Below are 22,487 nucleotides of genomic sequence, written 5' to 3'. Positions count from 1 at the left end.
GCGACGAGACGCCCGCCTACAATCGCCCGCAATCCCTGCTGTATCCATGAAGATTCTCATTTGTAACGACGACGGCTACCAGGCGCCCGGCATCCAGGCCTTGTACGAGGCGCTGCGCACGGTGGCAGACGTCGAGGTGGTGGCGCCGGAGCACAACAACAGTGCCAAGTCCAACGCCCTGACGCTGAATGCACCGCTGTACGTGCACCAGGCCCACAACGGTTTCCGCTATGTCAACGGCACGCCGGCAGACTGCGTGCACATCGCCCTGACCGGCCTGCTGGGCTACCGGCCCGACCTGGTGGTCTCCGGCATCAACAACGGCGCCAACATGGGCGACGACACTATCTACTCGGGCACCGTCGGCGCGGCCATGGAGGGCTTTCTTTTCGGCATTCCCGCCATTGCCTTCTCCCAGGTGGACAAGGGCTGGTCCGAGATCGAGGCTGCCGCCGCCGCCGCGCGCCAGCTGGTCATGGACATGCAGTCGCAGGAACTGATCGGCCTGTCGCCCTGGCTGCTCAACGTGAACATTCCCAACATGCCGCTGTCCGCGCTCAAGCCGCTCAAGCTGTGCCGGCTGGGCCGCCGCCATGCGGCCGAGCGCGTCATCACCCAGGAGAGCCCGCGCGGCGAAATGATGTATTGGATAGGCAGCGCAGGCGCGGCCATGGATGACTCGGAGGGCACGGACTTCCACGCCACGTCCCACGGCCACATGTCTGTCACGCCGCTGAAGGTGGACCTGACCGACCATGACAACCTGGGCTACTGGGCGCAGACGGCGGCCAGGCTGGCATCGGCCAGTCAGGCCGTGCTGCCTGCCCAGGGCGGGGCGGTGCAACCGTGAGCGAGCGCCGTCCCGGAGTTCCCTCGTGGGTGGCGCGCTCGGTGCAGAACCCTGCGCCGGCCTCGCGCGCGGTGCCCGCGCGCTCCGCGCTGGCCACCGCCGCCGCCCGTGCCCCGCAACAGCCCTCGGGCATCGGCATGGATTCGGCCGCCGTGCGCGCGCGCATGGTGCAACGGCTGGCCGCCACCGGCATCCAGTCGCCGGCCGTGCTCGCTGCCATGGGAGCGGTGGAGCGCCACCGCTTCGTGGACAGCGCCCTGGTCAACCAGGCCTATGAGGACACCAGCCTGCCCATCGGTCTGGGCCAGACGATCTCCAAGCCCAGCGTGGTCGCCCGCATGACCGAGCTGCTGCTGGGTTCGGAGGCCGCGAAGTCGGGCCTGGGCCGCGTGCTGGAGATCGGCACCGGCTGCGGCTACCAGGCGGCCGTGCTGGCGCGCGTGGCACGCGAGGTCTATTCGATCGAGCGCCTGCGCGGCCTGCACGAGAAAGCGCGCAGCAACCTGCGGCCCTGGCGCCTGACCAATGTCCATCTGATCTTTGGAGACGGCATGGAAGGCTATGGCAGCGGCGCGCCGTACGCGGGCATCATCTCGGCCGCCGGCGGCGAGAGCATGCCCTCGGCCTGGTGCGACCAGCTGGCCGTGGGCGGGCGGCTTGTCGCGCCCATGGTGGTTACGGGGGGTAAGCAGGCACTGCTGGTGATTGACAAGAGTTCACACGGGTTTACGCAATCGATTTTGGAGGCCGTGAACTTTGTCCCCCTAAAATCGGGCATCGCCTAGAAGGGAATAACTTATGTTGGTATCGCGAAGTCTTGGGGCTTGGGGAACGGTGGTGCTGGCCGGCATGGTTCTGGCAGGCTGCACATCCCAAGTGAACAGGGCTCCCGTGGAGGACCGCGGAACATCCACCTCCACTTCCACCTCTTCCTCGCCATCGGCGGCCGTCAAGCCGCTGCCCGGCGTCGAGAACGCCGGCAAGCCCGGCTACTACACCATCAAGCCGGGTGACACGCTGATCCGCATCGGCCTGGAGACCGGCCAGAGCTGGAAGGACATCGCGCGCTGGAACAATCTGGAGAACCCCAACCTGATCGAAGTCGGTCAGGTGGTTCGCGTCGTGCCGCCGACCAGCTCGTCCATGGCAAGTTCGGACAGCGGCAGCACACGTTCTTCGTCGTCGTCCTCGTCCTCCTCTTCCACGCCCAGCGGCTCGCCGGTGGTGGCAACGCCGTTGCCGCCCGTGGCATCCTCGGCATCGTCTGGCAGCTCCACCGCAACGCCTGCACCCGCGCCGACCCCGGCACCGGCTCCTGCACCCGCAGCCGGCAAGGGCGCCGACGATGTGGACTTCATCTGGCCTGCCTCGGGCAGCCTGATTGCCGGCTTCGACGAGGCGCGCAACAAGGGCTATGACATCGCAGGCAAGGCCGGCGACCCCGTGATGGCCGCTGCCGATGGCCGCGTGGTCTATGCCGGCGCCGGCCTGCGTGGCTATGGCAACCTGATCATCCTCAAGCACAACAACACCTACCTCACGGCCTACGCGCACAACCAGACGCTGTTGGTCAAGGAGGACCAGACCGTGCGCAAGGGCCAGAAGATTGCCGAGATGGGCAGCACCGACGCCGACCGCGTGAAGCTGCACTTCGAGGTGCGTCGCCAGGGCAAGCCTGTCGATCCTTCGCGCTACCTGCCTTCGCGCTGATGAGCCGCAGCACCAGGCAAACCGGACAAGCCCCTGCCCCGCAGGGGCTTGTTTCTTCTGCGCCCGGCGAACCGCTGCCGGAATCGGTCGAGGACCAGGACGAGGCCGACGCCGAAGGTGGCGAGGTCGAGGCCGCCGCCGAGCTGCGCGAAATCACCGTGCCGCCCGCCCAGCACGGCCTGCGCGCCGACAAGGTGCTGGCCGAATGCGTGGCCGAGTTCTCGCGCAGCTATCTGCAGCAGCTGCTTGCGCAGGGCGCGGTCACCCTCAACGGGCGTGTGCTGGGCAAGCCTTCCGCCAAGGTCGCGGCGGGCGACCGCATGGTGCTGGAGATGCGGCCCACGCAGCAGAGCATGGCCTTCCAGCCCGAGGACATGGCGCTGGACGTGGTGCATGAGGACGAGCACCTGCTGGTCGTCAACAAGCCGGCTGGCCTGGTCGTGCACCCGGCGCCCGGCAACTGGACGGGAACCCTGCTCAACGGCCTGCTGGGGCGCGACCCCAAGGCGCGCGAGGTGCCGCGCGCCGGCATCGTCCACCGCCTGGACAAGGACACCAGCGGCCTCATGGTCGTGGCGCGCAGCCGCGCCGCCATGGATGCGCTGGTGGCCATGATCGCCGCACGCGATGTCAGCCGGCAGTACCTGGCGCTGGCCCACAAGGCCTGGGGCCCGCGCAAGCACCGCGAGGTCGATGCGCCCATCGGCCGCGATCCGCGCAACCGCCTGCGCATGGCCGTGGTCGACCTGGCCCAGCATGCGGGCAAGACCGCGCGCACCGACATCGACCTGCTGGCCGGCAACGACGAAGTCAGCCTGGTGCGCTGCACGCTGCATACGGGCCGCACCCACCAGATCCGCGTGCACATGGCCTCTCTGGGTCATCCGCTGGTGGCCGATGCCGTCTACGGCGGCAAGGACGCTGGCGGCATGACGCGCCAGGCCCTGCACGCCTTCCGGCTGGCCTTCACCCATCCCATGACGGGCCAGGCCCTGGTGCTGCATGCGCCGCTGCCCGCCGACATGGCGCAGGCGCTGGAAAATTGGGGGCTGAGCTACAATCCCGCCGAAAGCCTCTGACCATCTCTCGCATGGCATCTGTGGAGCGCTTGCTTCCTCTTCTTTGATTCGGCGCACCCTGGCTGCCACCCCTGGTGGCACGCGCGCCTTTGTTCCCGAGACGCTGAGCCATGAATACGGTAGATGCCAAGCGGGTCCTGGAAACTGCATTGATCTGCGCGCCGCAGCCTGTCACGCTGCGTGAGCTGCGCTCGCTGTTCGATGACGTGCTGGGCTCCGACACGCTGAAGGACCTGCTGCTGGACCTGCAGAAGGACTGGGCGCAAAAGGGCGTGGAGCTGGTGCAGGTGGCGTCCGGGTGGCGCTTCCAGAGCCGGCCCGAGATGCGGGTGTACCTGGACCGGCTGCATCCCGAAAAGCCGCCACGCTACACCCGTGCGACCCTGGAGACGCTGGCCATCATCGCCTACCGTCAGCCGGTGACGCGCGGTGATATCGAGGACATACGCGGTGTGACGGTCAACAGCCTGCTGATCAAGCAACTGGAAGACCGGGGCTGGATCGAGGTGATTGGCCACCGGGAAACCGTGGGCCGGCCCTCTTTGTTTGCCACCACGCGCCAGTTTCTGGACGACCTGGGCCTGCAGTCGCTGGACCAGTTGCCCATGCTTGAGGAGCCCGAATCCCAGCAAAGCCTGTTCAAGGCGCTGGAGGAGTCGGGCGAGCCTGAGGTGCAAGAGAGTGCGCCAGCCGGTGACGCCCCGCCGACCGAAGGCTGGGGTCCCGACGAAGTGCCGCCGGTCATCGGCGAGCAGGACGTGGGCGAGGAATTGCTGGATCAGGTGCCGTTGCAGGCCGATGAGACGGAGCTGCCGGAGCTGGTCGAGGACGGTGAGGACGACGCCCTTGCCGCTCTCTTGCCAGAGGCGCCCTCGGGCGAGGCTGAGACACCGGATGGGACAGATGCCGCGAGCGCCGCAGAAGCTGCGCAGACCGCAGACACAGCGGAAAAAGCGGACACCGCGGATACGACAGACACAACGGATACGGACGGCGCTGCACTGCAGGCCGAAGAAGGAAAGCCATGACGGGTAGTGATATCTCCAAGGACCAGGACGCCCAGCCGGCGTCCGACGAGGCTGGCGCACAGCGCAAGGCCCGCCCCGCGCGCTCGCGCGCTCCCAAGGCCGAGTCCCGGCCTGGCGCCAGGCCTGCGCGCAAGCCGCGCCCGGCCGCCGAGGCGGTGCCTGCCGAAGACACCGTGCAGGAGCTGGTGACGGCTGATGCATCAGAGTCAAGCGACTCAGGGTCTGCCGAAGGCTACGGTTTTGCGGACGTCATCTCGGGCGAGCTCGACGCCGCCGAAGAGCGCGACGATGCCGCGCCTGCCAAGCGCGTGCTGCTGCCCCAGGTCGATTCGCCCAAGCTGCACAAGGTGCTGGCCCAGGCCGGGCTGGGATCGCGCCTTGAAATGGAGCAGCTCATTCTTGAAGGCCGCATCTCGGTCAACAACGAGCCTGCCCACGTGGGCCAGCGCATCCAGTTCGGCGACCAGATCAAGGTCAACGGCCAGCCCATCCGCTTTCGCATCGATCCGCCGCCGGCGCGTGTCATCGCCTATCACAAGCCCGTGGGCGAAGTCGTCACGCACGACGATCCCCAGAACCGCCCCACGGTGTTCCGCAAGCTGCCGCGCCTGCAGCATGGCAAATGGCAGTCCGTTGGCCGCCTGGACCTGAACACCGAAGGCCTGCTGCTGTTCACCAGCTCGGGCGAGCTGGCCAACTCCCTGATGCACCCGCGCTTCGGCCTGGAGCGCGAGTACGCGGCCCGCGTGCTGGGCGCGCTCAGCAAGGAAGAAAAGCAGCGCCTGACCGATGGCGTGCAGCTGGAAGACGGCGTGGCCGCCTTCGGCTCCATCGAGGATGGCGGCGGCGAAGGTGCCAACTGCTGGTACCGCGTGACCATTTCCGAAGGCCGCAACCGCGAAGTGCGCCGCATGTTCGAGGCGGTGGGCCATGCCGTGAGCCGGCTGATCCGCATCCGCTATGGCGCCATGGTGCTTCCGCGCGGCCTCAAGCGCGGCGCCTGGGTGGAGCTGGACCAGGCCGACATCCAGTCCCTGGCCTCCGCGGCAGGCATGCAGGCGCGTGCGCCTGCTGCACCCAAGCCTCCGGCCGGAGGCCGCCGTGGTGGCCCGGCCGACCGCAACACCGTCCGCCGCGAAGGCGGCGGCCGCTATTTCGACGGCAATCGCCCGGCACCCAATGCCATGCTGGACGGCCCGCGTGCCAAGCCCGCTCCCAAGGGGGGCAAGGCGGAGGGCGGCCAGGGCAGAGGGCAGGGCGGTGCAGGCGGGCGTGGCAAGACAGGCGGCAGCCAGCAGCCCGATCCGATGCGTACATCGGTGGGCTACATCGGCTCCGACAGCCTGTCGCGTGCACGCCAGAACGCCAAGCGCAAGCCGGGAGGGCGCCGCTGAAATACGGCGGTCAGCCTCCCCTTTGGCAGCACCATGTCATCAAGGACTTTGATGGCACAGCTAGAATCAACGGTTTTGTCCAATTGACAAAAATCCATAGTAACCCTGATTAGGAACCATTCAAATGGCCATCGAACGCACTCTTTCCATCATCAAGCCCGACGCCGTTGCCAAGAACGTGATCGGCCAGATCTACGCTCGCTTCGAGGCCGCCGGCCTGAAGGTCATCGCCGCCAAGATGGTGCACCTGTCGCGCGGCGAAGCCGAGCAGTTCTACGGCGTCCACAAGGAGCGTCCCTTCTTCAAGGACCTGGTGGACTTCATGATCTCCGGCCCCGTGATGATCCAGGCCCTGGAAGGCGAGAACGCCATCCTGAAGAACCGTGAACTGATGGGCGCCACCGACCCCAAGAAGGCTGAGAAGGGCACGATCCGCGCCGACTTCGCCGACAGCATCGACGCCAACGCCGTGCACGGCTCTGACGCCGCTGAAACTGCAGCCGTGGAAGTGGCATTCTTCTTCCCCGGCATGAACGTCTACTCGCGCTGATCCCCGCGTCTTCCGCGGCCGTCATGGTCTGTCCGGTGCAGGCCATGCCTGCCGCGGAAGAGCCGAGAGCGGCGTGGCACCGGCCTGCCGACATGAATACCAATTTGCTAGATTTTGATCTCGACGGACTGGCCGCTTATTGCGAACAGCTCGGCGAGAAGCGTTTCCGCGCAACGCAGCTGTTTCGCTGGATCCACCAGCGAGGCGCCAGCGATTTCGACCAGATGAGCGATCTGGCCAAGTCCCTGCGCGAAAAGCTCAAGGCGCGTGCCCACATCACGGCCCTGCCGGTTCTGACCGAGCATGTGTCTGCCGACGGAACGGTCAAGTGGCTGTTCGACGTGGGGGGCGGCAATGCCGTCGAATCCGTTTTCATTCCCGAAGATGACCGGGGCACGCTGTGCGTGTCGTCCCAGGCCGGCTGTGCCGTGGGCTGCCGCTTCTGCTCCACGGGTCACCAGGGCTTCAGCCGCAACCTCAGCACGGGCGAGATCCTGGCCCAGCTCTGGTATGCCGAGCATGCGCTGCGCAAGCGCCTGGGCACGGGTGGCGAGCGCGTCATCTCCAACGTGGTGATGATGGGCATGGGCGAGCCGCTGCAGAACTACACGGCCCTGGTGCCGGCGCTGCGCGTGATGCTGGATGACCATGGCTACGGCCTCTCGCGCCGCCGCGTGACCGTGTCCACCTCGGGCGTGGTCCCGATGATCGACAGGCTGTCGCAGGACTGCGCCGTGGCCATGGCCGTGTCGCTGCATGCGCCCAACGACGAGCTGCGCGACCCGCTGGTGCCGCTGAACCGCAAGTACCCCATCCACGAGCTGCTCGATGCCTGCGAGCGCTACCTGGAGTTCGCGCCGCGCGATTTCATCACGTTCGAATATTGCATGCTCGATGGCGTCAATGATCAGCCTGAGCATGCGCGCCAACTGATAGAGTTGGTCCGCGCACGTGGCGACGGCCGCAGCTGGTGCAAGTTCAACCTGATTCCGTTCAACCCCTTCCCGGCCTCGGGCCTGCTGCGTTCACCTGCAGCGCGGGTGACGGAGTTCGCCAGCCTGTTGAGCAATGCCGGCATTGTGACCACGGTGCGCAAGACACGTGGCGACGACATCGACGCAGCCTGCGGACAGCTGGCTGGCGATGTCAAGGACCGCACGCGCGCTGCCGAGCGCATGGCAAAGCAGCGCACCATTGTTCTCAAGCAGATGCCTTGAGAGGACCTACGGAACAAAGGGACAGTTCATGAAGTCAGTGGCTCGGCGGCTGCGATCGGGGGGTATCGGTGGATGCATGCGCTGGGCAGTGCCGGTGCTGGTCCTTGCCTTGGCCGGTTGCGCCGGCAAGCAACCTTTGGTGCCTTCGGCGAATTCAGGCTCCGGCAATGCTTCGTCCGTCTCCAATGCCTCGATGGCCTCGGCCGCCGAGGTCGATCCCCGTCGCCGCGCGGCCATTCGCCTGGAGCTGGCGGCTTCCTACTTCCAGGCCGGCCGCATCGATGTGGCCCTGGAAGAGGTAAACCAGGCGCTGGCCTCCGACCCCGGTTCCGCCGATGGCTATGGACTGCTGGCCCTGATCTACATGCGCAACCAGGACTGGGACCAGGCCGATGCCAGCCTGCGCAAGGCCATGTCGCTGCGCCCCCAGGACGGTGACCTGCAGCACAACTACGGATGGCTGCTGTGCCAGCGCAAGCAGTATGTGCAGGCCCAGGAATGGCTGGACAAGGCACTGGCCCAGCCCGGCTACCTGGAGCGTCCCAAGACATGGATGGCCAAGGGGCTGTGCCTGCAGCAGGCCGGTCTGCTGGTCGAGGCCCAGCAGGCGCTGCTCAAGGGCTATGAACTCGATGCCGCCAACCCGGTGATAGCCTATCACCTGAGCAATGTGATGCTGCAGGGGGGCGACGCCAAGAGGGCGCAGTTCTATATCCGCCGCCTCAACAGCAGCCCCCAGTCCAACGCGGAAAGCCTGTGGCTGGGCATCAAGATAGAGAGGGCGCTGCAGCAATCTGCAGCGATGCGGCAGCTGGCCGACCAGCTGCACCAGCGCTTCCCGGAGTCCCGCCAATGGCTGGCCTACGAGCGTGGAGCATTCAATGAGTGAGGTGTTGGCGGTGCATGACGAAGCAGGTACGCAAGGCGAGAACGCCAAAACTTCCATGACGGCGGGCACGCTGCTGCGCCAGGCGCGCGAGGCGGCAGGCCTGTCGCTGGCCGGACTGGCGGCGGCGCTCAAGGTGCCGGCCCCCAAGCTGGAGGCCCTGGAGGCGGATGACTATGCCGCCTTCCAGGACCATGTCTTCATGCGGGCCCTGGCACAAAGCGTCTGCCGCACGCTGCGCGTGGACTCGGCCTCGGTGCTGGCCCTGCTGCCGCGCACCCAGCTCAAGAGCCTGGCCGATGATCGCGGCAGCATCAATGCCACGTTCAAGGAGCGCTCCTTCAAGGCCACCGGAACACCGCTGGGCCGCGAAAACGGTTCGCGCAAGGTCGCCATCATCGTGCTGCTGCTGCTGGCGGCCGCCGCCGCCGTGTACTTCCTGCCCAAGCACGAAGGCGATGCCGAGGAGCCGCAGGCCGGCTCTTCCGACGCCGCTGCCCTGGTGTCGCCGGCCGCAACCGTGTCCGAGCCCGTGGCTGCCCAGGAGCCTGTGGCGCCCGCAGTGACAGCGCCAGCCTCCGAAGGGGCGGCGCCTGCAGCACCTGCACCTGCAGCGCCTGCAACAACGCCAGCCGTCCAGGCGCCTGCAGCAGCGGCTCCCGCAGCCGGCGTGCCTGGCGATGTGCCCGCCGATGCCGCAGCGGCGACTCCTGCAACCCAGGCCGCGCAAACGCCTGGTGGCGTGCTGGTCATGAAGGCCAGCGCACAATCGTGGGTGCAGGTCAAGGATGCCAACGGCCGCGTGGTGCTGCAAAAGACGCTGGCGGCAGGTGAGTCGGTTGGCGCTGAAGGTGCGCTGCCGCTGTCTGTCATCGTCGGCAATGCCAGCGGCACCGAAGTGCGCGTCCGTGGTGAGCTGCTGGAAGTGGCCAAGACCACCCGTGACAACGTGGCCCGCTTTGAGGTGAAGTGACCGTGCAAGATTTCCTATCCACGCAGCAGCCGATAGCGATTGCCTCGCCGCTGCCGCGCAAGTCCCGCCAGGCCCGCGTGGTCTGGCGCAACAATGTCGTCACCGTGGGCGGCGATGCGCCTGTGCGCGTGCAGTCCATGACCAACACCGACACGGTGGACGCGGTCGAGACGGCCATACAGGTGCGCCAGCTGGCCCAGGCCGGCTCGGAGATGGTGCGCATCACCGTCAACACGCCCGAGGCAGCCGCTGCCGTGCCCTACATCCGCGAGCAGCTCGACCGCATGGGCGAGTACGTGCCTCTGGTGGGCGACTTCCACTACAACGGCCACCGCCTGCTCACCGAATACCCGGCCTGCGCTGAGGCGCTGTCCAAGTACCGCATCAACCCCGGCAACGTCGGCAAGGGCGAGAAAAAGGACAAGCAGTTCGGCCAGATGATCGAGGCGGCAGCCCGCTATGACAAGGCCGTGCGCATCGGTGTCAACTGGGGTTCGCTGGACCAGGAGCTGATGGCGCGCCTTATGGACGAGAACTCGCGCCGAGCCCAGCCCTGGGATACGCGCCAGGTCATGTTCGAGGCGCTGATCTCCTCGGCCGTCGATTCCGCGCGCCTGGCCGAGTCCATGGGGCTGAACGGCGACAACATCATCCTGTCGTGCAAGGTCAGCGGCGTGCAGGACCTGATCTCGGTCTACCGGGCCCTTGCGCAGCGCTGCGACTATGCGCTGCACCTGGGCCTGACCGAGGCCGGCATGGGCACCAAGGGCACGGTGGCCTCGGCCGCCGCGCTGTCCGTGCTGCTGCAGGAAGGCATTGGCGACACCATCCGCGTCTCGCTCACGCCCCAGCCCGGCGAGGCGCGCACGCAGGAAGTGGTGGTTGCCTCCGAAATCCTGCAGGCCCTGGGCCTGCGCGTTTTCGTGCCCAGCGTCACGGCCTGCCCTGGCTGCGGCCGCACCACCAGCACCACCTTCCAGGAGCTGGCCAAGCGCATCGACGACTACCTGCGCGGCCAGATGCCGCTGTGGCGCATGAAGTACCCCGGCGTCGAGGCCATGAAGGTGGCCGTGATGGGCTGCATCGTCAACGGCCCTGGCGAGAGCAAGCACGCCAATATCGGCATCAGCCTGCCCGGGACGGGCGAGGCGCCCGCTGCCCCCGTCTACATTGACGGCGAGAAGGCGTTGACGCTGCGCGGCGAGCGCATTGCCGAGGAATTCCAGACCCTGGTCGAAGACTATGTGGCGCGCACCTATGGCGCCACCGCTGCCGCACCCGCCTGAGCGGCTGCGCCAGGCATTGCAGTTATTGCAAAATAGATAGCACACCACGCTTTGTTTCATGGGGTCTCACGCGGGATGCGCGTGGGAGCATGGAGCGCAAAAGGCGGGGTCCGCTCCTGTTTCCGAGCATTCATCGAACGAGAACAACGTGGCCAAACCCGAAAAACTCTCCGCCGTCAAAGGCATGAACGACATTCTTCCCGCCGAGTCCGCTCGCTGGGAATGGCTGGAGGCGCAGGTGCGCGAGCTGATGGCGCGCTTTGCCTACCGCAACGTGCGCACGCCCATCGTCGAGCACACGCAACTGTTCGTGCGCGGCATCGGCGAGGTGACGGACATCGTCGAAAAGGAGATGTACTCCTTCGAGGACAAGCTCAATGGCGAGCGCCTGACGCTGCGCCCAGAAGGCACGGCGAGCCTGGTGCGCGCCACCATCGAAAACAACCTGCTGTACGACGGCGGCAAGCGCATGTGGTACATGGGTCCCATGTTCCGCCACGAGCGCCCGCAGCGCGGCCGCTACCGCCAGTTCCACCAGATCGGAGCCGAGGCCCTGGGCTTTGCCGGCCCCGATGTCGATGCCGAGCTCATTTTGCTGGCCGTCTCCCTGTGGAAGCAGCTGGGCCTGACGCAGTGGCGCCTGGAAATCAACAGCCTGGGCCAGCCCGAGGAGCGCCAGGCCCACCGCCAGGCCCTGATCGCCTACCTGGAGCAGCACCAGGACGTGATGGACGAGGAGGCCAGGCGCCGCATGTACAGCAACCCGCTGCGCGTGCTGGACACCAAGAATCCCGCCATGCAGGCCATGGTCAACGGCGCGCCGCGCCTGCTGGACTTCCTGGGCGAGGGCTCGCTGGCCCACTTCGACGGACTCAAGGCCATCCTGGACGCCAATGGCGTGCCCTGGACCGTGAATCCGCGCCTGGTGCGCGGCCTGGACTACTACAACCTCACGGTGTTCGAGTTCATCACCGACATGCTGGGTGCGCAGGGCACCATCTGCGCCGGCGGCCGCTACGACTACCTGATCGAACAGGTGGGCGGCAAGAGCGCGCCGGCCGTGGGCTGGGCGCTGGGCGTGGAGCGCGTGCTGGAGCTCGTCAAGGAGCTGGGCGCCGACATCCCCGCGCCCATGCTGCATGCCTACGCCATCGTTCCCGACGTGTCGGCCATGCCCGTGGCCCTGCGCACCCTGCAGCAGCTGCGCGAGGCCGGCGTGCGCGTGCAGATGCATGCGGCCAGCGCCGAAGGCCTGGGCAGCATGAAGTCGCAGTTCAAGAAGGCCGATGCCAGTGGCGCGCATTTCGCATTGATCTTCGGCTCCGACGAGCTGCAGCAGGGCCTGGTCACCGTCAAGTCGCTGCGCGACGGCACGGGCCAGCAGGTGCAGCAAGCCCTGGCCGATGCGGCCCAATGGGCTGCCACCCTACAATCGGCGGTTTGACCGTCATCCGCAGCTTTCCAGGCCACCGCTCCAGCGGCGTCCTCCATACACAAGGCGACACAGGCGATTCATGGCAAACCATTTCGATCTCGAAGAACAAGAGCAGATAGAGCAGCTCAAGCATTTCTGGAATACCTGGGGCACGTTGATCACGGGTGTGCTCGTGGTCATCTTTGTCGGCTTTGCCGGCTGGAATGGCTACCAGTACTGGGAAAAGCGCCAGGCCACCCAGGCTGCCGCTCTGGCGCATGCCGTCGATGTGGCGCTGTCAGGCAAGGATGCGGCGCGCGCCGGCCAGGCCTTTGCCGATCTCAAGGACAAGTACGCCGGCACCACGCAGGCAGCCCAGGCCGGCCTGCTGCTGGCCAAGGCTGCAGTGGACGAAGGCAGGCTCGATGATGCCAAGGCAGCCCTGACCTGGGTGGCCGACAAGGGCGACGAAGGCTACAAGGCCCTGGCCAAGCTGCGCCTGAGCGCCGTGCTGGAGCAGCAAAAGCAGTACGACGAAGCCCTGAAGGCGCTGGATGGCAGCATGCCCGAATCCTTCGCCGGCATCGTGGCCGACCGCCGCGGTGACATTCTTGCGGCCCAGGGCAAGACGGCCGAGGCCATCAACGCCTACCAGCGCGCCCATGCGCTCCTGGACAAGGGCGTGGACTACGGACGCCTGATCGAATTCAAGCTCAACGCCCTGGGCGCCACGCCCACCGTGCTGGCACAGGCCAAGACTTCGACCTCGGAGAAGCAACCTTGAAAACTTCGGCAGATCAACTGATGGCAATCTCGCGCCCGCGTGGCGTTGCGCGCTGGATGGCTCTGGGCCTGCTGGCCGGTGCCCTGGGCGGCTGCTCCACGGTCTCCTCGTGGTTCAGCAGCGACACCAAGCCCAAGCCCAAGGAACTGGGGGCCAACCCCGGCCTGCTGGCAGTGCACCAGGCCTGGACGGCCAAGCTGGGCGCCGAAGTGCCGCTGGCCACCGACATCCATGTGCAGGGTGACACGCTGCTGATCGCGGCCAAGGACGGCAGCGTCACGGCCCTCGATGCGCGCAATGGCAGCCAGCTGTCGCGCTTCACCGTTGGCGAGCCGCTGACTGCCGGCGTGGGTGGCGACGCCCAGCGCCAGGCCGTGCTCACGCGCAGCAACCAGGTCATCGTCTACTCGCAAGGCAAGCAGCTGTGGAAGCAGCCGCTGCCCGCAGCCGCCTACACGCCGCCGCTGGTGGCGGGAGGCCGCGTCTTCGTGCTGGCGGCCGACCGCTCGCTGGCCGCATTCGATGCCGCCAATGGCCGCAAGCTGTGGACCGCGCAGCGCCCTGGCGAACCGCTGGTGCTGCGCCAGCCCGGCGTTCTGATCGCCGTGGGCAACACCCTGGTGGCCGGCCTGTCGGGCCGCATGGTGGGCATCGATCCCGACACGGGTGCCGTGCGCTGGGAGGCCCCGCTGGCCAGCCCGCGCGGCACCAATGACGTGGAGCGCCTGGTGGACCTCGTCGGCCGCGTCAGCCGTGTCGGCGACAGCGTCTGCGCGCGCGCCTTCCAGGCTGCCGTGGGCTGTGTGGATACGCAAAATGCATCGGTGCGCTGGACCCAGCCGTCCAAGGGTGCCGACGGCATCGACGGCGATGGCGAAACCGTGTTCGGCGCCGAAAGCAATGGCACCGTCCAGGCCTGGCGCCGCGGCGACGGCTCGCGCGTGTGGTCCATCGACCAGTTGCAGCACCGCCGCCTGACGGCGCCGTTGATGCTGGGCCGTTCGGTGGTGTTTGGTGATGACTATGGTGTGGTGCACCTGCTGTCCAAGACGGACGGACAGGCGCTGGCACGATTGAAGACGGACGACTCCGGTGTGGCCTCGCCCCCGGTATCGGCTGCCAATACGCTGGTGGTGGTAAGCCGCAGCGGAACTGTGTACGGCTTCCGGCCGGATTGATAGGTATTTTCGGGAATGAAGCCAGTTATTGCCCTGGTAGGGCGACCCAATGTGGGCAAATCGACGCTGTTCAATCGGCTGACCAAGTCGAGGGATGCAATCGTCGCGGATTTCGCGGGCCTCACGCGTGACCGCCACTATGGACAGGGCCGCCAGGGCAAGCACGAATACATCGTGATCGACACCGGCGGCTTCGAGCCTGATGCATCCAGCGGCATCTTCAAGGAGATGGCGCGCCAGACGCAGCAGGCCGTGGCCGAGGCAGACGTCGTGGTCTTCGTCGTCGATGCGCGCCTGGGCATGTCTGCCCAGGACCATGACATCGCCAAGTACCTGCGCCGCCTGGGCAAGCCCTGCGTGCTCGTGGCCAACAAGGCCGAGGGCATGAAGGAAGGCGTGCAGCTGACCGAGTTCTACGAACTGGGCCTGGGCGAAGTGCTGCCGGTTTCCGCCGCGCACGGACAGGGTGTGCGCGGCCTGGTCGACCTGGCCCTGGGCCAGCTCAACCTGCCCGAACCCGAGGAAGACGACCCCTTCGACGATGTGGCCCAGAAGCCCATCCGCCTCACCGTGGCCGGCCGCCCCAACGTCGGCAAGTCCACGCTGATCAACACCTGGCTGGGCGAGGAGCGACTGGTCGCCTTCGACATGCCGGGCACCACGCGCGATGCCATCTCCGTGCCCTTCGAGCGCGCCGGCCAGAAGTTCGAACTCATCGACACGGCAGGCCTGCGCCGCAAGGGGCGGGTGTTCGAGGCCATCGAGAAGTTCTCCGTCGTCAAGACGCTGCAGGCCATCGAGAGCGCCAACGTCGTGCTGCTGCTCATCGATGCCACGCAGGGCGTGACCGACCAGGATGCGCACATTGCCGGCTACGTGCTGGAAAGCGGCCGCGCCGTGGTGCTGGCCGTGAACAAATGGGATGCGGTGGACGACTACCAGCGCCAGATGCTGGAGCGCTCGATCGAGACGCGCCTGTCCTTCCTGAAGTTCGCTCCCATGCACTTCATCTCGGCCGAAAAGCGCCAGGGCCTGGGTCCGCTGTGGAACTCCATCATCCAGGCGCACAAGGCAGCCACCTGCAAGATGCCCACGCCGGTGCTCACGCGCCTGCTGATGGAAGCCGTGCAGTTCCAGACGCCCAAGAAGACAGGCATCTACCGACCCAAGATGCGTTACGCGCACCAGGGCGGCATGAACCCGCCGGTTATCGTCATACACGGCAATTCGCTCGAGCATGTGACGGAGGCCTACAAGCGCTTCCTCGAAGGGCGGTTCCGCAAGGAATTCAATTTGGTCGGCACGCCGTTGCGGATCGAGTTGAAAACCTCTCATAATCCTTTCGCCGACAAGGACAAATAACAAGCCACGGAATTTGGGGAAAACCCTTGTGCAGACAGGGGGCCCAAAACACTGTGGTAAGGTGTCGGTTTACAACAACACTCTTCGAACACGGAGAATATCGTGAGCAACAAAGGCCAACTCCTCCAAGACCCGTTCCTGAACGCGCTGCGCCGCGAACATGTGCCGGTGTCCATCTACCTCGTCAACGGCATCAAGCTGCAAGGCCAGATCGAATCCTTCGACCAGTACGTGGTTCTGCTTCGCAACACCGTCACCCAGATGGTTTACAAGCACGCCATCTCCACCATTGTTCCCGGCCGCGCCGTGAACTTCTCCACGGCCGAAGCTGCCGGCAGCGACGCCAGCGCTTGAGCTCGCTGCGCCCTGATGCCTCCCCGCACAGCCGGGGAGCTTCCTCACCCTTCGGGAGAGGTTTTTCTTGAGTTCTGAATCTTTTGACCGGTCCACGCCAACGCCAGTGCTGCTGGTGGGCGTGGATTTCGGCTTTCCCCATTTCGATGGCGAGTTGGAAGAGCTGGGCCTGCTGGCCGGCACGGCCGGCCTGCGTCCCGTTGCACGCCTGACCTGCAAGCGCAAGGTGCCCGATGCGGCGCTGTTCGTGGGCAGCGGCAAGGCCGACGAAATCCGCATGCTCGCCCAGATGCACGGTGCCCAGGAAGTGCTGTTCGACCAGGCCCTGAGCCCGGCCCAGCAGCGCAATCTGGAGCGCCATCTGCAGATGCCGGTCAACGACCGCACCCTGTTGATCCTGGAGATCTTCGCCCAGCGCGCCCGCAGCCATGAAGGCAAGCTGCAGGTGGAGCTGGCGCGCCTGCAATACGTGGCCACGCGCCTCGTGCGCCGCTGGACCCACCTGGAGCGCCAGATGGGCGGCATCGGCGGGCGCGGCGGCCCTGGCGAAAAGCAGATCGAGCTGGATCGCCGCATGATCGACGAATCGATCAAGCGCACCAAGGAACGGCTGCTGAAGGTCAAGAAGCAACGCGCCACGCAGCGCCGCCGGCGCGAGCGCCATGGCATCTTCAATATCTCTCTGGTTGGCTACACCAACGCCGGCAAGTCCACGCTGTTCAATGCGCTGGTGAAGGCGCGGGCCTATGCGGCCGACCAGTTGTTCGCCACGCTGGACACGACCACGCGCCAGCTGTATTTGAACGAGGCCCGGCAATCGGTGTCCCTGTCGGACACCGTGGGCTTCATCCGCGACCTGCCGCACGGCCTGGTCGATGCATTCCAGGCCACGTTGCAGGAGGCGATCGATGCCGATCTTCTGCTGCATGTGGTTGACGCCTCCAATCCGAATTTCCCGGAACAAATCCAACAAGTCCAGAAAGTTCTGAAGGAAATCGGTGCCCAGGAGGTGCCTCTGGTACTGGTTTTCAACAAGCTCGATGCCGTCGATGAAGAGCGGCTTCCAGCGCAGTTGCAGGACCAGTACGAGCTTGACGGACTACCTGTTTCACGGGTGTTTGTCAGCGCCCGCTCCGGTGAGGGGCTGCCGCAGCTGCGGCAGCTGCTGGCCGACCACGCACTGCGCGCAGAAGCGGAATACGCCGAAGCGCATGGTGGTGAAGAGCGGGGCGAAGGGGAGGTGGATGGCGCGATGCCCCCTGGGCAGGACGCCGAATACTAGGGGCTAGCGCCCTGATTGGGCAAAATGCCGATTGGGTCCCTGTCTTTACCGAAGAAACCGAGACTTCTCGCATGAATCTTTCACAACGCGCCCATCGCTGGGCGATGCTGCCGCAGCGCCTTCGCGGGATGTTCAACCTGAATGATCCGCGCTGGGGACGTGGCGACGACAAGAACGACGATGCCTCGCGCCCCGATGCCGACCGTCCCGCTGCGCCGCCGCCTGCGGAACCCGCACGCGACAACCGCGACAGCCGTGACAACCGTCCCTCCTCGGGTGGGGGTGGCCAACCGCCGGATCTGGACGAGCTGTGGCGTGACCTCAACCGCAAGCTTTCGGGCCTGTTCGGCGGCAAGCCGGGCGGTGGCCGCGGGCAGCCGCCCGTGCGCAATGGCGGTGGCAGCCAGCCGCCGGACATGCGCAGTGCCGGCATGGGCGTGGGCCTGATTGCCGGCATTGCCTTCATCATCTGGATGGGCACGGGCATCTTCATCGTCCAGGAAGGCCAGCAGGCCGTCATCACCCAGTTCGGCAAGTACAAGAGCACGGTGGGTGCCGGCATCAACTGGCGCCTGCCGTACCCGATCCAGCGCCATGAACTGGTGTTCGTGACGCAGATCCGCTCGGCTGACGTGGGGCGCGACACCATCATCAAGAGCACGGGCCTGCGCGAGTCGGCCATGCTCACCGAGGACGAGAACATCGTCGAGATCAAGTTCGCCGTCCAGTACCGTCTGAGCGACGCGCGTGCCTGGCTGTTCGAGAGCAAGAACCCGTCCGAGGCCGTGGTCCAGGCCGCCGAGACCGCCGTGCGCGAAGTCGTCGGCAAGATGAAGATGGACACGGCGCTGGCCGAGGAGCGAGACCAGATCGCGCCGCGCGTGCGCGACCTGATGCAGACCATCCTGGACCGCTACAAGGTGGGCGTGGAAGTCGTGGGCATCAACCTGCAGCAAGGCGGCGTGCGTCCGCCCGAGCAGGTGCAGGCCGCCTTCGACGACGTGCTGCGTGCCGGCCAGGAGCGCGAGCGCGCCAAGAACGAGGCCCAGGCCTATGCCAACGACGTGGTGCCCCGCGCAGCCGGCTCGGCGGCACGTCTGCTGGAAGAGGCCAATGGCTACAAGGCCCGCATCGTGGCCCAGGCCCAGGGTGATGCGCAGCGCTTCAGCTCGGTGTTCACCGAGTACCAGAAGGCGCCCCAGGTCACGCGCGACCGCATGTATCTGGAAACCATGCAGCAGATCTACGGCAACGTGACCAAGGTGCTGGTGGAATCGCGCCAGGGCTCCAACCTGCTGTACCTGCCGCTGGACAAGATCATGCAAGGCGTGAGCGGCAATGTGCCGGCAGCCGATGGCTCGGCTGCCCCCAGCACCCAGGCGCCTGCGCCTGCCGCCATTCCCGGCCTTTCGAACGATGCGCGCAGCCGCGACAGCAGTCGCAGCCGTGACCGCGAAGCACGCTGAGGAGCAGCCCAAGTGAACCGAGTTGGATTTTTCATCACCAGCATTCTTCTGGCGCTGGCGCTGCTCAGCTCCATGCTGTTCGTCGTCGATCAGCGCCAGTTCGGCGTGGTCTATGCCCTGGGTCAGATCAAGGAAGTGATCACCGAGCCGGGCCTGAACATCAAGATGCCGCCGCCGTTCCAGAACGTGCGCTACATCGACAAGCGCCTGCTCACACTGGACAGCACCGACACCGAGCCCATGCTCACTGCCGAAAAGCAGCGCGTGGTCATCGACTGGTACGTGCGCTGGCGCATCTCCGATCCGTCGGAGTACATCCGCAACGTGGGCCTGGATGAGTCGGCCGGTGCCATGCAGCTCAACCGCGTGGTGCGCAACGCCTTCCAGGAGGAAATCAACCGCCGCACCGTGCGCGAGCTTCTGTCCAGCAAGCGCGACGCGCTGATGAACGACGTCAAGCGCGAAGTGCTGGAGACCGTGCGCGGCGCCAAGCCCTGGGGCGTGGACGTGGTCGATGTGCGCATCACGCGCGTGGACTATGCCGAGACCATCACGGAATCGGTCTATCGCCGCATGGAGGCCGAACGCAAGCGCGTGGCCAACGAGCTGCGCTCCACGGGCGCCGCCGAAGGCGAGAAGATCCGTGCCGAGGCCGATCGCCAGCGTGAGATCACCATCGCCAACGCCTACCGCGATGCCCAGAAGCTCAAGGGCGAGGGCGACGCGGAAGCCGCCCGCACCTATGCCGACGCCTTTGGCAAGGACCCGCAGTTCGCGCAGTTCTACCGCAGCCTGGAGGCCTACAAGTCCAGCTTTGCCAAGAAGAGCGACGTGCTTGTGCTCGATCCTTCGCAGACCGACTTCTTCAAGGCCTACCGCAACGGCGGCAGCTCTGGAAAGTAAGAACGCCTGAGCGGCAACGCCGCCCGGCCCATGCACGGCGCCCCTGTTGGGGCGCCGTTTTTTCTTGCGCTGCCGCTGGCGCCCGCACACCGAATTGATTCGGAATACCGAACGCTCCTCGCGGGCCTTGGGACACCCCCAATTTGGGCTGGCCCGCAACAGCCGGTAGAATCACGTTTTTAACAGCCTCCCCCTTTTTCCATGTCTGCTTGGGTCCTGCCGGATCACATCGCCGATGTCTTGCCTTCCGAGGCCCGGCACATCGAAGAATTGCGTCGAGGCCTGCTCGATACCGCACGTGGCTATGGCTATGAACTGGTCATGCCGCCCATGCTGGAGTACCTCGAATCCCTGCTCACCGGCACAGGGGAGGCGCTGGACCTGCAGACCTGCAAGCTCATCGACCAGCTGACGGGCCGCACCATGGGCCTGCGTGCCGATACCACGCAGCAGGTGGCTCGCATCGACGCCCATCTGCTCAACCGCAAGGGCCTCACGCGCCTGTGCTACTGCGGCCCCGTCGTCCATGCCCGCCCTGACCGCCCCCGCGCCACGCGTGAGCCGCTGCAGTTCGGTGCCGAAATCTACGGCCACCAGGGCATGGAAGCCGACCTGGAGGCACTGCACCTGGCGCTGGACTGCCTGCGCAGCGCAGGCGTCACCGACATCAACGTCGATCTGGCCGATGTGCGCATCGTGCGCAGCCTGCTGGCTGGCGTGATGGTGGACATGCAGGTGCTGCGCGGCGTGCATGCCGCGCTGGCCGCCAAGGATGCGAGCGAACTCGAGCGCCTCACCCGGGACTTCCCCGTCGCCTCGCGCGAAGGCCTGATGGCCTTGCTGCAGCTGTACGGCGGCATCGAGGTGCTGGACCGCGCCGAGAAGCTGCTGGCGCGCACGGCAGGCGTGCAGCCTCTGCTGGACCAGCTGCGCTGGCTTGCCCAGCGCCTGGAAGGCGTGAACGTGAGCTTTGATCTGGCCGATCTGCGCGGCTATGCCTACTACAGCGGCACGCGCTTCGCCATCTATGTTCCGGGTGCCAGCGACGCGCTGGTGCGCGGCGGCCGTTATGACGAGGTGGGCGCGGTCTTTGGCCGCAACCGGCCCGCCGCCGGCTTCAGCCTGGACATCAAGCAGCTCGTGGCCGTCGTGCCCGAGCGCCCGCTCAAGGCTGCCATCCGTGCGCCCTGGGGCGACGATCCCCAGGTGGCAGCCGCCATCGCGGCATTGCGCCGGCAGGGCGAGACCGTGGTCTGCGTGCTGCCAGGCCATGAAAGCGAAGTGGACGAGTTCCACTGCGACCGTGAGCTCGTGCAGGTTGCCGGGCAGTGGGCCGTGCAAGCCATCTGACGCATTTGTCAATTTCTTCGGATTTCATCGGATTTGAATATGAAAGCTACCAAAGGTCGCAACGTGGTCGTGGTCGGCACCCAGTGGGGTGACGAAGGCAAGGGCAAGCTGGTGGACTGGCTGACCGAAAGCGCCCAGGGCGTGGTCCGCTTCCAGGGTGGCCACAATGCGGGCCACACGCTGGTCATCAATGGTGTGAAGACCGCGCTGCACCTGATTCCCAGCGGCATCATGCGCCCCGGCGTGAAGTGCTATATCGGCAACGGCGTGGTGCTGTCGGCCGCCAAGCTGTTCGAGGAAATCGAAGGCCTGGAGAAGGCCGGCGTGCAAGTGCGCGACCGCCTGCGCGTGTCCGAAGCCTGCCCGCTGATCCTGCCCTTCCACTCGGCGCTGGACGTGGCGCGTGAAGCGGCGCGCGAGCAGGGCGGCACCGAGAAGATCGGCACCACCGGCCGTGGCATCGGCCCCGCCTACGAAGACAAGATTGCCCGCCGCGCACTGCGCGTGCAGGACCTCAAGTACCCCGAGCGCTTTGCCACCAAGCTGCGCGAACTGCTGGCCCTGCACAACCACATCCTGGTCAACGTGCTGGGCTCGAAGAACTTCACCTTCGGTGACGCGCTCAAGCCGTACATCAAGGATGGCGAAGTGCAATTCGACGCGGTGTACGAAGAGGCCATGCGCCATGCGGAGCTGCTCAAGCCCATGATGGCCGATGTCTCCCGCGAGCTGAACGCCGCGCACGCCGAAGGCGCCAACCTGCTGTTCGAAGGCGCGCAGGGCACGCTGCTGGACGTGGACCACGGCACCTATCCCTATGTCACCTCGTCCAACTGCGTCGCCGGCAATGCGGCTGCAGGCTCGGGCGTGGGCCCCGGCATGCTGCACTACATCCTGGGCATCACCAAGGCCTACTGCACCCGCGTGGGCGGCGGTCCTTTCCCCACCGAACTGGATTGGGAAAAGGAAGGCACGCCAGGCTGGCACATGAGCACCGTGGGCGCCGAAAAGGGCGTGACCACCGGCCGCTCGCGCCGCTGCGGCTGGTTCGACGCCGCGCTGCTCAAGCGCAGCGCCCAGGTCAACGGCCTGTCGGGCCTGTGCATCACCAAGCTCGACGTGCTCGACGGCCTGCAGGAACTGCTGCTGTGCGTGGGCTATGAGCTGGACGGCGAAAAGATCGACCTGCTGCCCATGGGCGCCGACGAGATCGCCCGCTGCAAGCCCATCTATGAATCCATCCCCGGCTGGACCGATTCCACCGTGGGCGTGACCGACTACGACAAGCTGCCGGCCAATGCCCGCCGCTATCTGGAGCGCATCGAGGAAGTGACGGGCGTGCCCATCGCCATGGTTTCGACCAGCCCCGACCGGGATCACACCATCCTGATGCAAAACCCCTACGCCGCCCAGTGAACTGC

21 protein-coding genes are annotated in these 22,487 nt (G+C 66.3%); all 21 read left to right on the top strand.

The window, feature by feature from the left end:
* The first annotated feature begins 46 nt into the window (after positions 1-46).
* The 21 genes from surE to ACF8NF_RS01025 all read left to right on the top strand — a co-directional run bounded on the left by surE (position 47) and on the right by ACF8NF_RS01025 (position 22,482).
* Positions 47-850: a 5'/3'-nucleotidase SurE gene (surE, locus tag ACF8NF_RS01125; protein ID WP_016447569.1), complete on the top strand. Its 804-nt coding sequence runs from the start codon at positions 47-49 to the stop codon at positions 848-850.
* Positions 847-1,635, top strand: coding sequence for a protein-L-isoaspartate(D-aspartate) O-methyltransferase (locus ACF8NF_RS01120; protein WP_016447568.1), 789 nt, complete (start codon positions 847-849; stop codon positions 1,633-1,635). The genes surE and ACF8NF_RS01120 overlap by 4 nt, the downstream gene beginning before the upstream one ends.
* Positions 1,636-1,648: 13 nt before the next feature.
* Positions 1,649-2,560, top strand: coding sequence for a peptidoglycan DD-metalloendopeptidase family protein (locus ACF8NF_RS01115; RefSeq protein WP_016447567.1), 912 nt, complete (start codon positions 1,649-1,651; stop codon positions 2,558-2,560).
* A complete protein-coding gene (locus ACF8NF_RS01110; protein ID WP_392449935.1) occupies positions 2,560-3,639 on the top strand; it encodes an RluA family pseudouridine synthase in 1,080 nt (359 codons plus the stop codon). Before ACF8NF_RS01115 ends, ACF8NF_RS01110 begins: the two co-directional genes overlap by 1 nt.
* Before the next feature lie 110 nt (positions 3,640-3,749).
* On the top strand, positions 3,750-4,667 hold the full coding sequence (scpB, locus tag ACF8NF_RS01105) for an SMC-Scp complex subunit ScpB (protein ID WP_203400554.1): 918 nt from the start codon (positions 3,750-3,752) through the stop codon (positions 4,665-4,667).
* Entirely contained in the window at positions 4,664-6,061 is a 1,398-nt protein-coding gene (locus ACF8NF_RS01100) for a pseudouridine synthase (RefSeq protein WP_279494701.1), read from the top strand. Before scpB ends, ACF8NF_RS01100 begins: the two co-directional genes overlap by 4 nt.
* 124 nt (positions 6,062-6,185) lie before the next feature.
* Positions 6,186-6,611, top strand: coding sequence for a nucleoside-diphosphate kinase (ndk, locus tag ACF8NF_RS01095; RefSeq protein ID WP_016447563.1), 426 nt, complete (start codon positions 6,186-6,188; stop codon positions 6,609-6,611).
* Positions 6,612-6,703: 92 nt separating this feature from the next.
* Positions 6,704-7,828 carry a 23S rRNA (adenine(2503)-C(2))-methyltransferase RlmN gene (gene rlmN, locus ACF8NF_RS01090; RefSeq protein ID WP_017404144.1) on the top strand — a complete coding sequence of 375 codons (1,125 nt, stop codon included), beginning with the start codon at positions 6,704-6,706 and terminating at the stop codon, positions 7,826-7,828.
* 28 nt (positions 7,829-7,856) lie between these two features.
* A complete protein-coding gene (pilW, locus tag ACF8NF_RS01085) occupies positions 7,857-8,717 on the top strand; it encodes a type IV pilus biogenesis/stability protein PilW (protein ID WP_174538864.1) in 861 nt (286 codons plus the stop codon).
* Entirely contained in the window at positions 8,710-9,687 is a 978-nt protein-coding gene (locus tag ACF8NF_RS01080; RefSeq protein WP_017404145.1) for a RodZ domain-containing protein, read from the top strand. The genes pilW and ACF8NF_RS01080 overlap by 8 nt, the downstream gene beginning before the upstream one ends.
* 2 nt (positions 9,688-9,689) lie before the next feature.
* Positions 9,690-10,973: a flavodoxin-dependent (E)-4-hydroxy-3-methylbut-2-enyl-diphosphate synthase gene (gene ispG / locus ACF8NF_RS01075; protein WP_034364209.1), complete on the top strand. Its 1,284-nt coding sequence runs from the start codon at positions 9,690-9,692 to the stop codon at positions 10,971-10,973.
* 184 nt (positions 10,974-11,157) lie between these two features.
* Positions 11,158-12,417, top strand: coding sequence for a histidine--tRNA ligase (hisS, locus tag ACF8NF_RS01070; RefSeq protein WP_277849941.1), 1,260 nt, complete (start codon positions 11,158-11,160; stop codon positions 12,415-12,417).
* Positions 12,418-12,487: 70 nt separating this feature from the next.
* Positions 12,488-13,171, top strand: coding sequence for a YfgM family protein (locus ACF8NF_RS01065; protein WP_392449934.1), 684 nt, complete (start codon positions 12,488-12,490; stop codon positions 13,169-13,171).
* A 20-nt stretch (positions 13,172-13,191) separates the two neighbouring features.
* Positions 13,192-14,349 carry an outer membrane protein assembly factor BamB gene (gene bamB, locus ACF8NF_RS01060; protein ID WP_016447556.1) on the top strand — a complete coding sequence of 386 codons (1,158 nt, stop codon included), beginning with the start codon at positions 13,192-13,194 and terminating at the stop codon, positions 14,347-14,349.
* Between the two features lie 15 nt (positions 14,350-14,364).
* A complete protein-coding gene (der, locus tag ACF8NF_RS01055) occupies positions 14,365-15,711 on the top strand; it encodes a ribosome biogenesis GTPase Der (protein WP_016447555.1) in 1,347 nt (448 codons plus the stop codon).
* A 102-nt stretch (positions 15,712-15,813) separates the two neighbouring features.
* Positions 15,814-16,065 carry an RNA chaperone Hfq gene (hfq, locus tag ACF8NF_RS01050; protein WP_012206813.1) on the top strand — a complete coding sequence of 84 codons (252 nt, stop codon included), beginning with the start codon at positions 15,814-15,816 and terminating at the stop codon, positions 16,063-16,065.
* A gap of 67 nt (positions 16,066-16,132) precedes the next feature.
* On the top strand, positions 16,133-17,347 hold the full coding sequence (gene hflX / locus ACF8NF_RS01045) for a GTPase HflX (protein WP_016447554.1): 1,215 nt from the start codon (positions 16,133-16,135) through the stop codon (positions 17,345-17,347).
* Between the two features lie 71 nt (positions 17,348-17,418).
* Positions 17,419-18,813: an FtsH protease activity modulator HflK gene (hflK, locus tag ACF8NF_RS01040; RefSeq protein WP_016447553.1), complete on the top strand. Its 1,395-nt coding sequence runs from the start codon at positions 17,419-17,421 to the stop codon at positions 18,811-18,813.
* Between the two features lie 12 nt (positions 18,814-18,825).
* Entirely contained in the window at positions 18,826-19,716 is an 891-nt protein-coding gene (gene hflC, locus ACF8NF_RS01035) for a protease modulator HflC (RefSeq protein ID WP_016447552.1), read from the top strand.
* Positions 19,717-19,917: 201 nt separating this feature from the next.
* Positions 19,918-21,066 (top strand): ATP phosphoribosyltransferase regulatory subunit, encoded by a 1,149-nt coding sequence (locus ACF8NF_RS01030; RefSeq protein ID WP_016447551.1) that lies wholly within the window; start codon positions 19,918-19,920, stop codon positions 21,064-21,066.
* A 39-nt stretch (positions 21,067-21,105) separates the two neighbouring features.
* Positions 21,106-22,482 carry an adenylosuccinate synthase gene (locus tag ACF8NF_RS01025; protein WP_012206808.1) on the top strand — a complete coding sequence of 459 codons (1,377 nt, stop codon included), beginning with the start codon at positions 21,106-21,108 and terminating at the stop codon, positions 22,480-22,482.
* Positions 22,483-22,487: the final 5 nt, after the last annotated feature.

It is taken from the genome of Delftia sp. WSY_22 (assembly GCF_043104185.1).
GTDB classification, from domain to species: domain Bacteria; phylum Pseudomonadota; class Gammaproteobacteria; order Burkholderiales; family Burkholderiaceae_C; genus Comamonas; species Comamonas tsuruhatensis.
This window is presented reverse-complemented; position numbering and strand designations above follow the sequence as displayed.

Coding starts and splice junctions, on each gene's coding strand:
- surE (WP_016447569.1), top strand. CDS start 47: ATGAAGATTCTCATTTGTAACGACGACGGCTACCAGGCGCCCGGCATC.
- ACF8NF_RS01115 (WP_016447567.1), top strand. CDS start 1,649: ATGTTGGTATCGCGAAGTCTTGGGGCTTGGGGAACGGTGGTGCTGGCC.
- ACF8NF_RS01110 (WP_392449935.1), top strand. CDS start 2,560: ATGAGCCGCAGCACCAGGCAAACCGGACAAGCCCCTGCCCCGCAGGGG.
- scpB (WP_203400554.1), top strand. CDS start 3,750: ATGAATACGGTAGATGCCAAGCGGGTCCTGGAAACTGCATTGATCTGC.
- ACF8NF_RS01100 (WP_279494701.1), top strand. CDS start 4,664: ATGACGGGTAGTGATATCTCCAAGGACCAGGACGCCCAGCCGGCGTCC.
- ndk (WP_016447563.1), top strand. CDS start 6,186: ATGGCCATCGAACGCACTCTTTCCATCATCAAGCCCGACGCCGTTGCC.
- rlmN (WP_017404144.1), top strand. CDS start 6,704: ATGAATACCAATTTGCTAGATTTTGATCTCGACGGACTGGCCGCTTAT.
- pilW (WP_174538864.1), top strand. CDS start 7,857: ATGAAGTCAGTGGCTCGGCGGCTGCGATCGGGGGGTATCGGTGGATGC.
- ACF8NF_RS01080 (WP_017404145.1), top strand. CDS start 8,710: ATGAGTGAGGTGTTGGCGGTGCATGACGAAGCAGGTACGCAAGGCGAG.
- hisS (WP_277849941.1), top strand. CDS start 11,158: ATGAACGACATTCTTCCCGCCGAGTCCGCTCGCTGGGAATGGCTGGAG.
- ACF8NF_RS01065 (WP_392449934.1), top strand. CDS start 12,488: ATGGCAAACCATTTCGATCTCGAAGAACAAGAGCAGATAGAGCAGCTC.
- bamB (WP_016447556.1), top strand. CDS start 13,192: ATGGCAATCTCGCGCCCGCGTGGCGTTGCGCGCTGGATGGCTCTGGGC.
- der (WP_016447555.1), top strand. CDS start 14,365: ATGAAGCCAGTTATTGCCCTGGTAGGGCGACCCAATGTGGGCAAATCG.
- hflK (WP_016447553.1), top strand. CDS start 17,419: ATGAATCTTTCACAACGCGCCCATCGCTGGGCGATGCTGCCGCAGCGC.
- ACF8NF_RS01030 (WP_016447551.1), top strand. CDS start 19,918: ATGTCTGCTTGGGTCCTGCCGGATCACATCGCCGATGTCTTGCCTTCC.
- ACF8NF_RS01025 (WP_012206808.1), top strand. CDS start 21,106: ATGAAAGCTACCAAAGGTCGCAACGTGGTCGTGGTCGGCACCCAGTGG.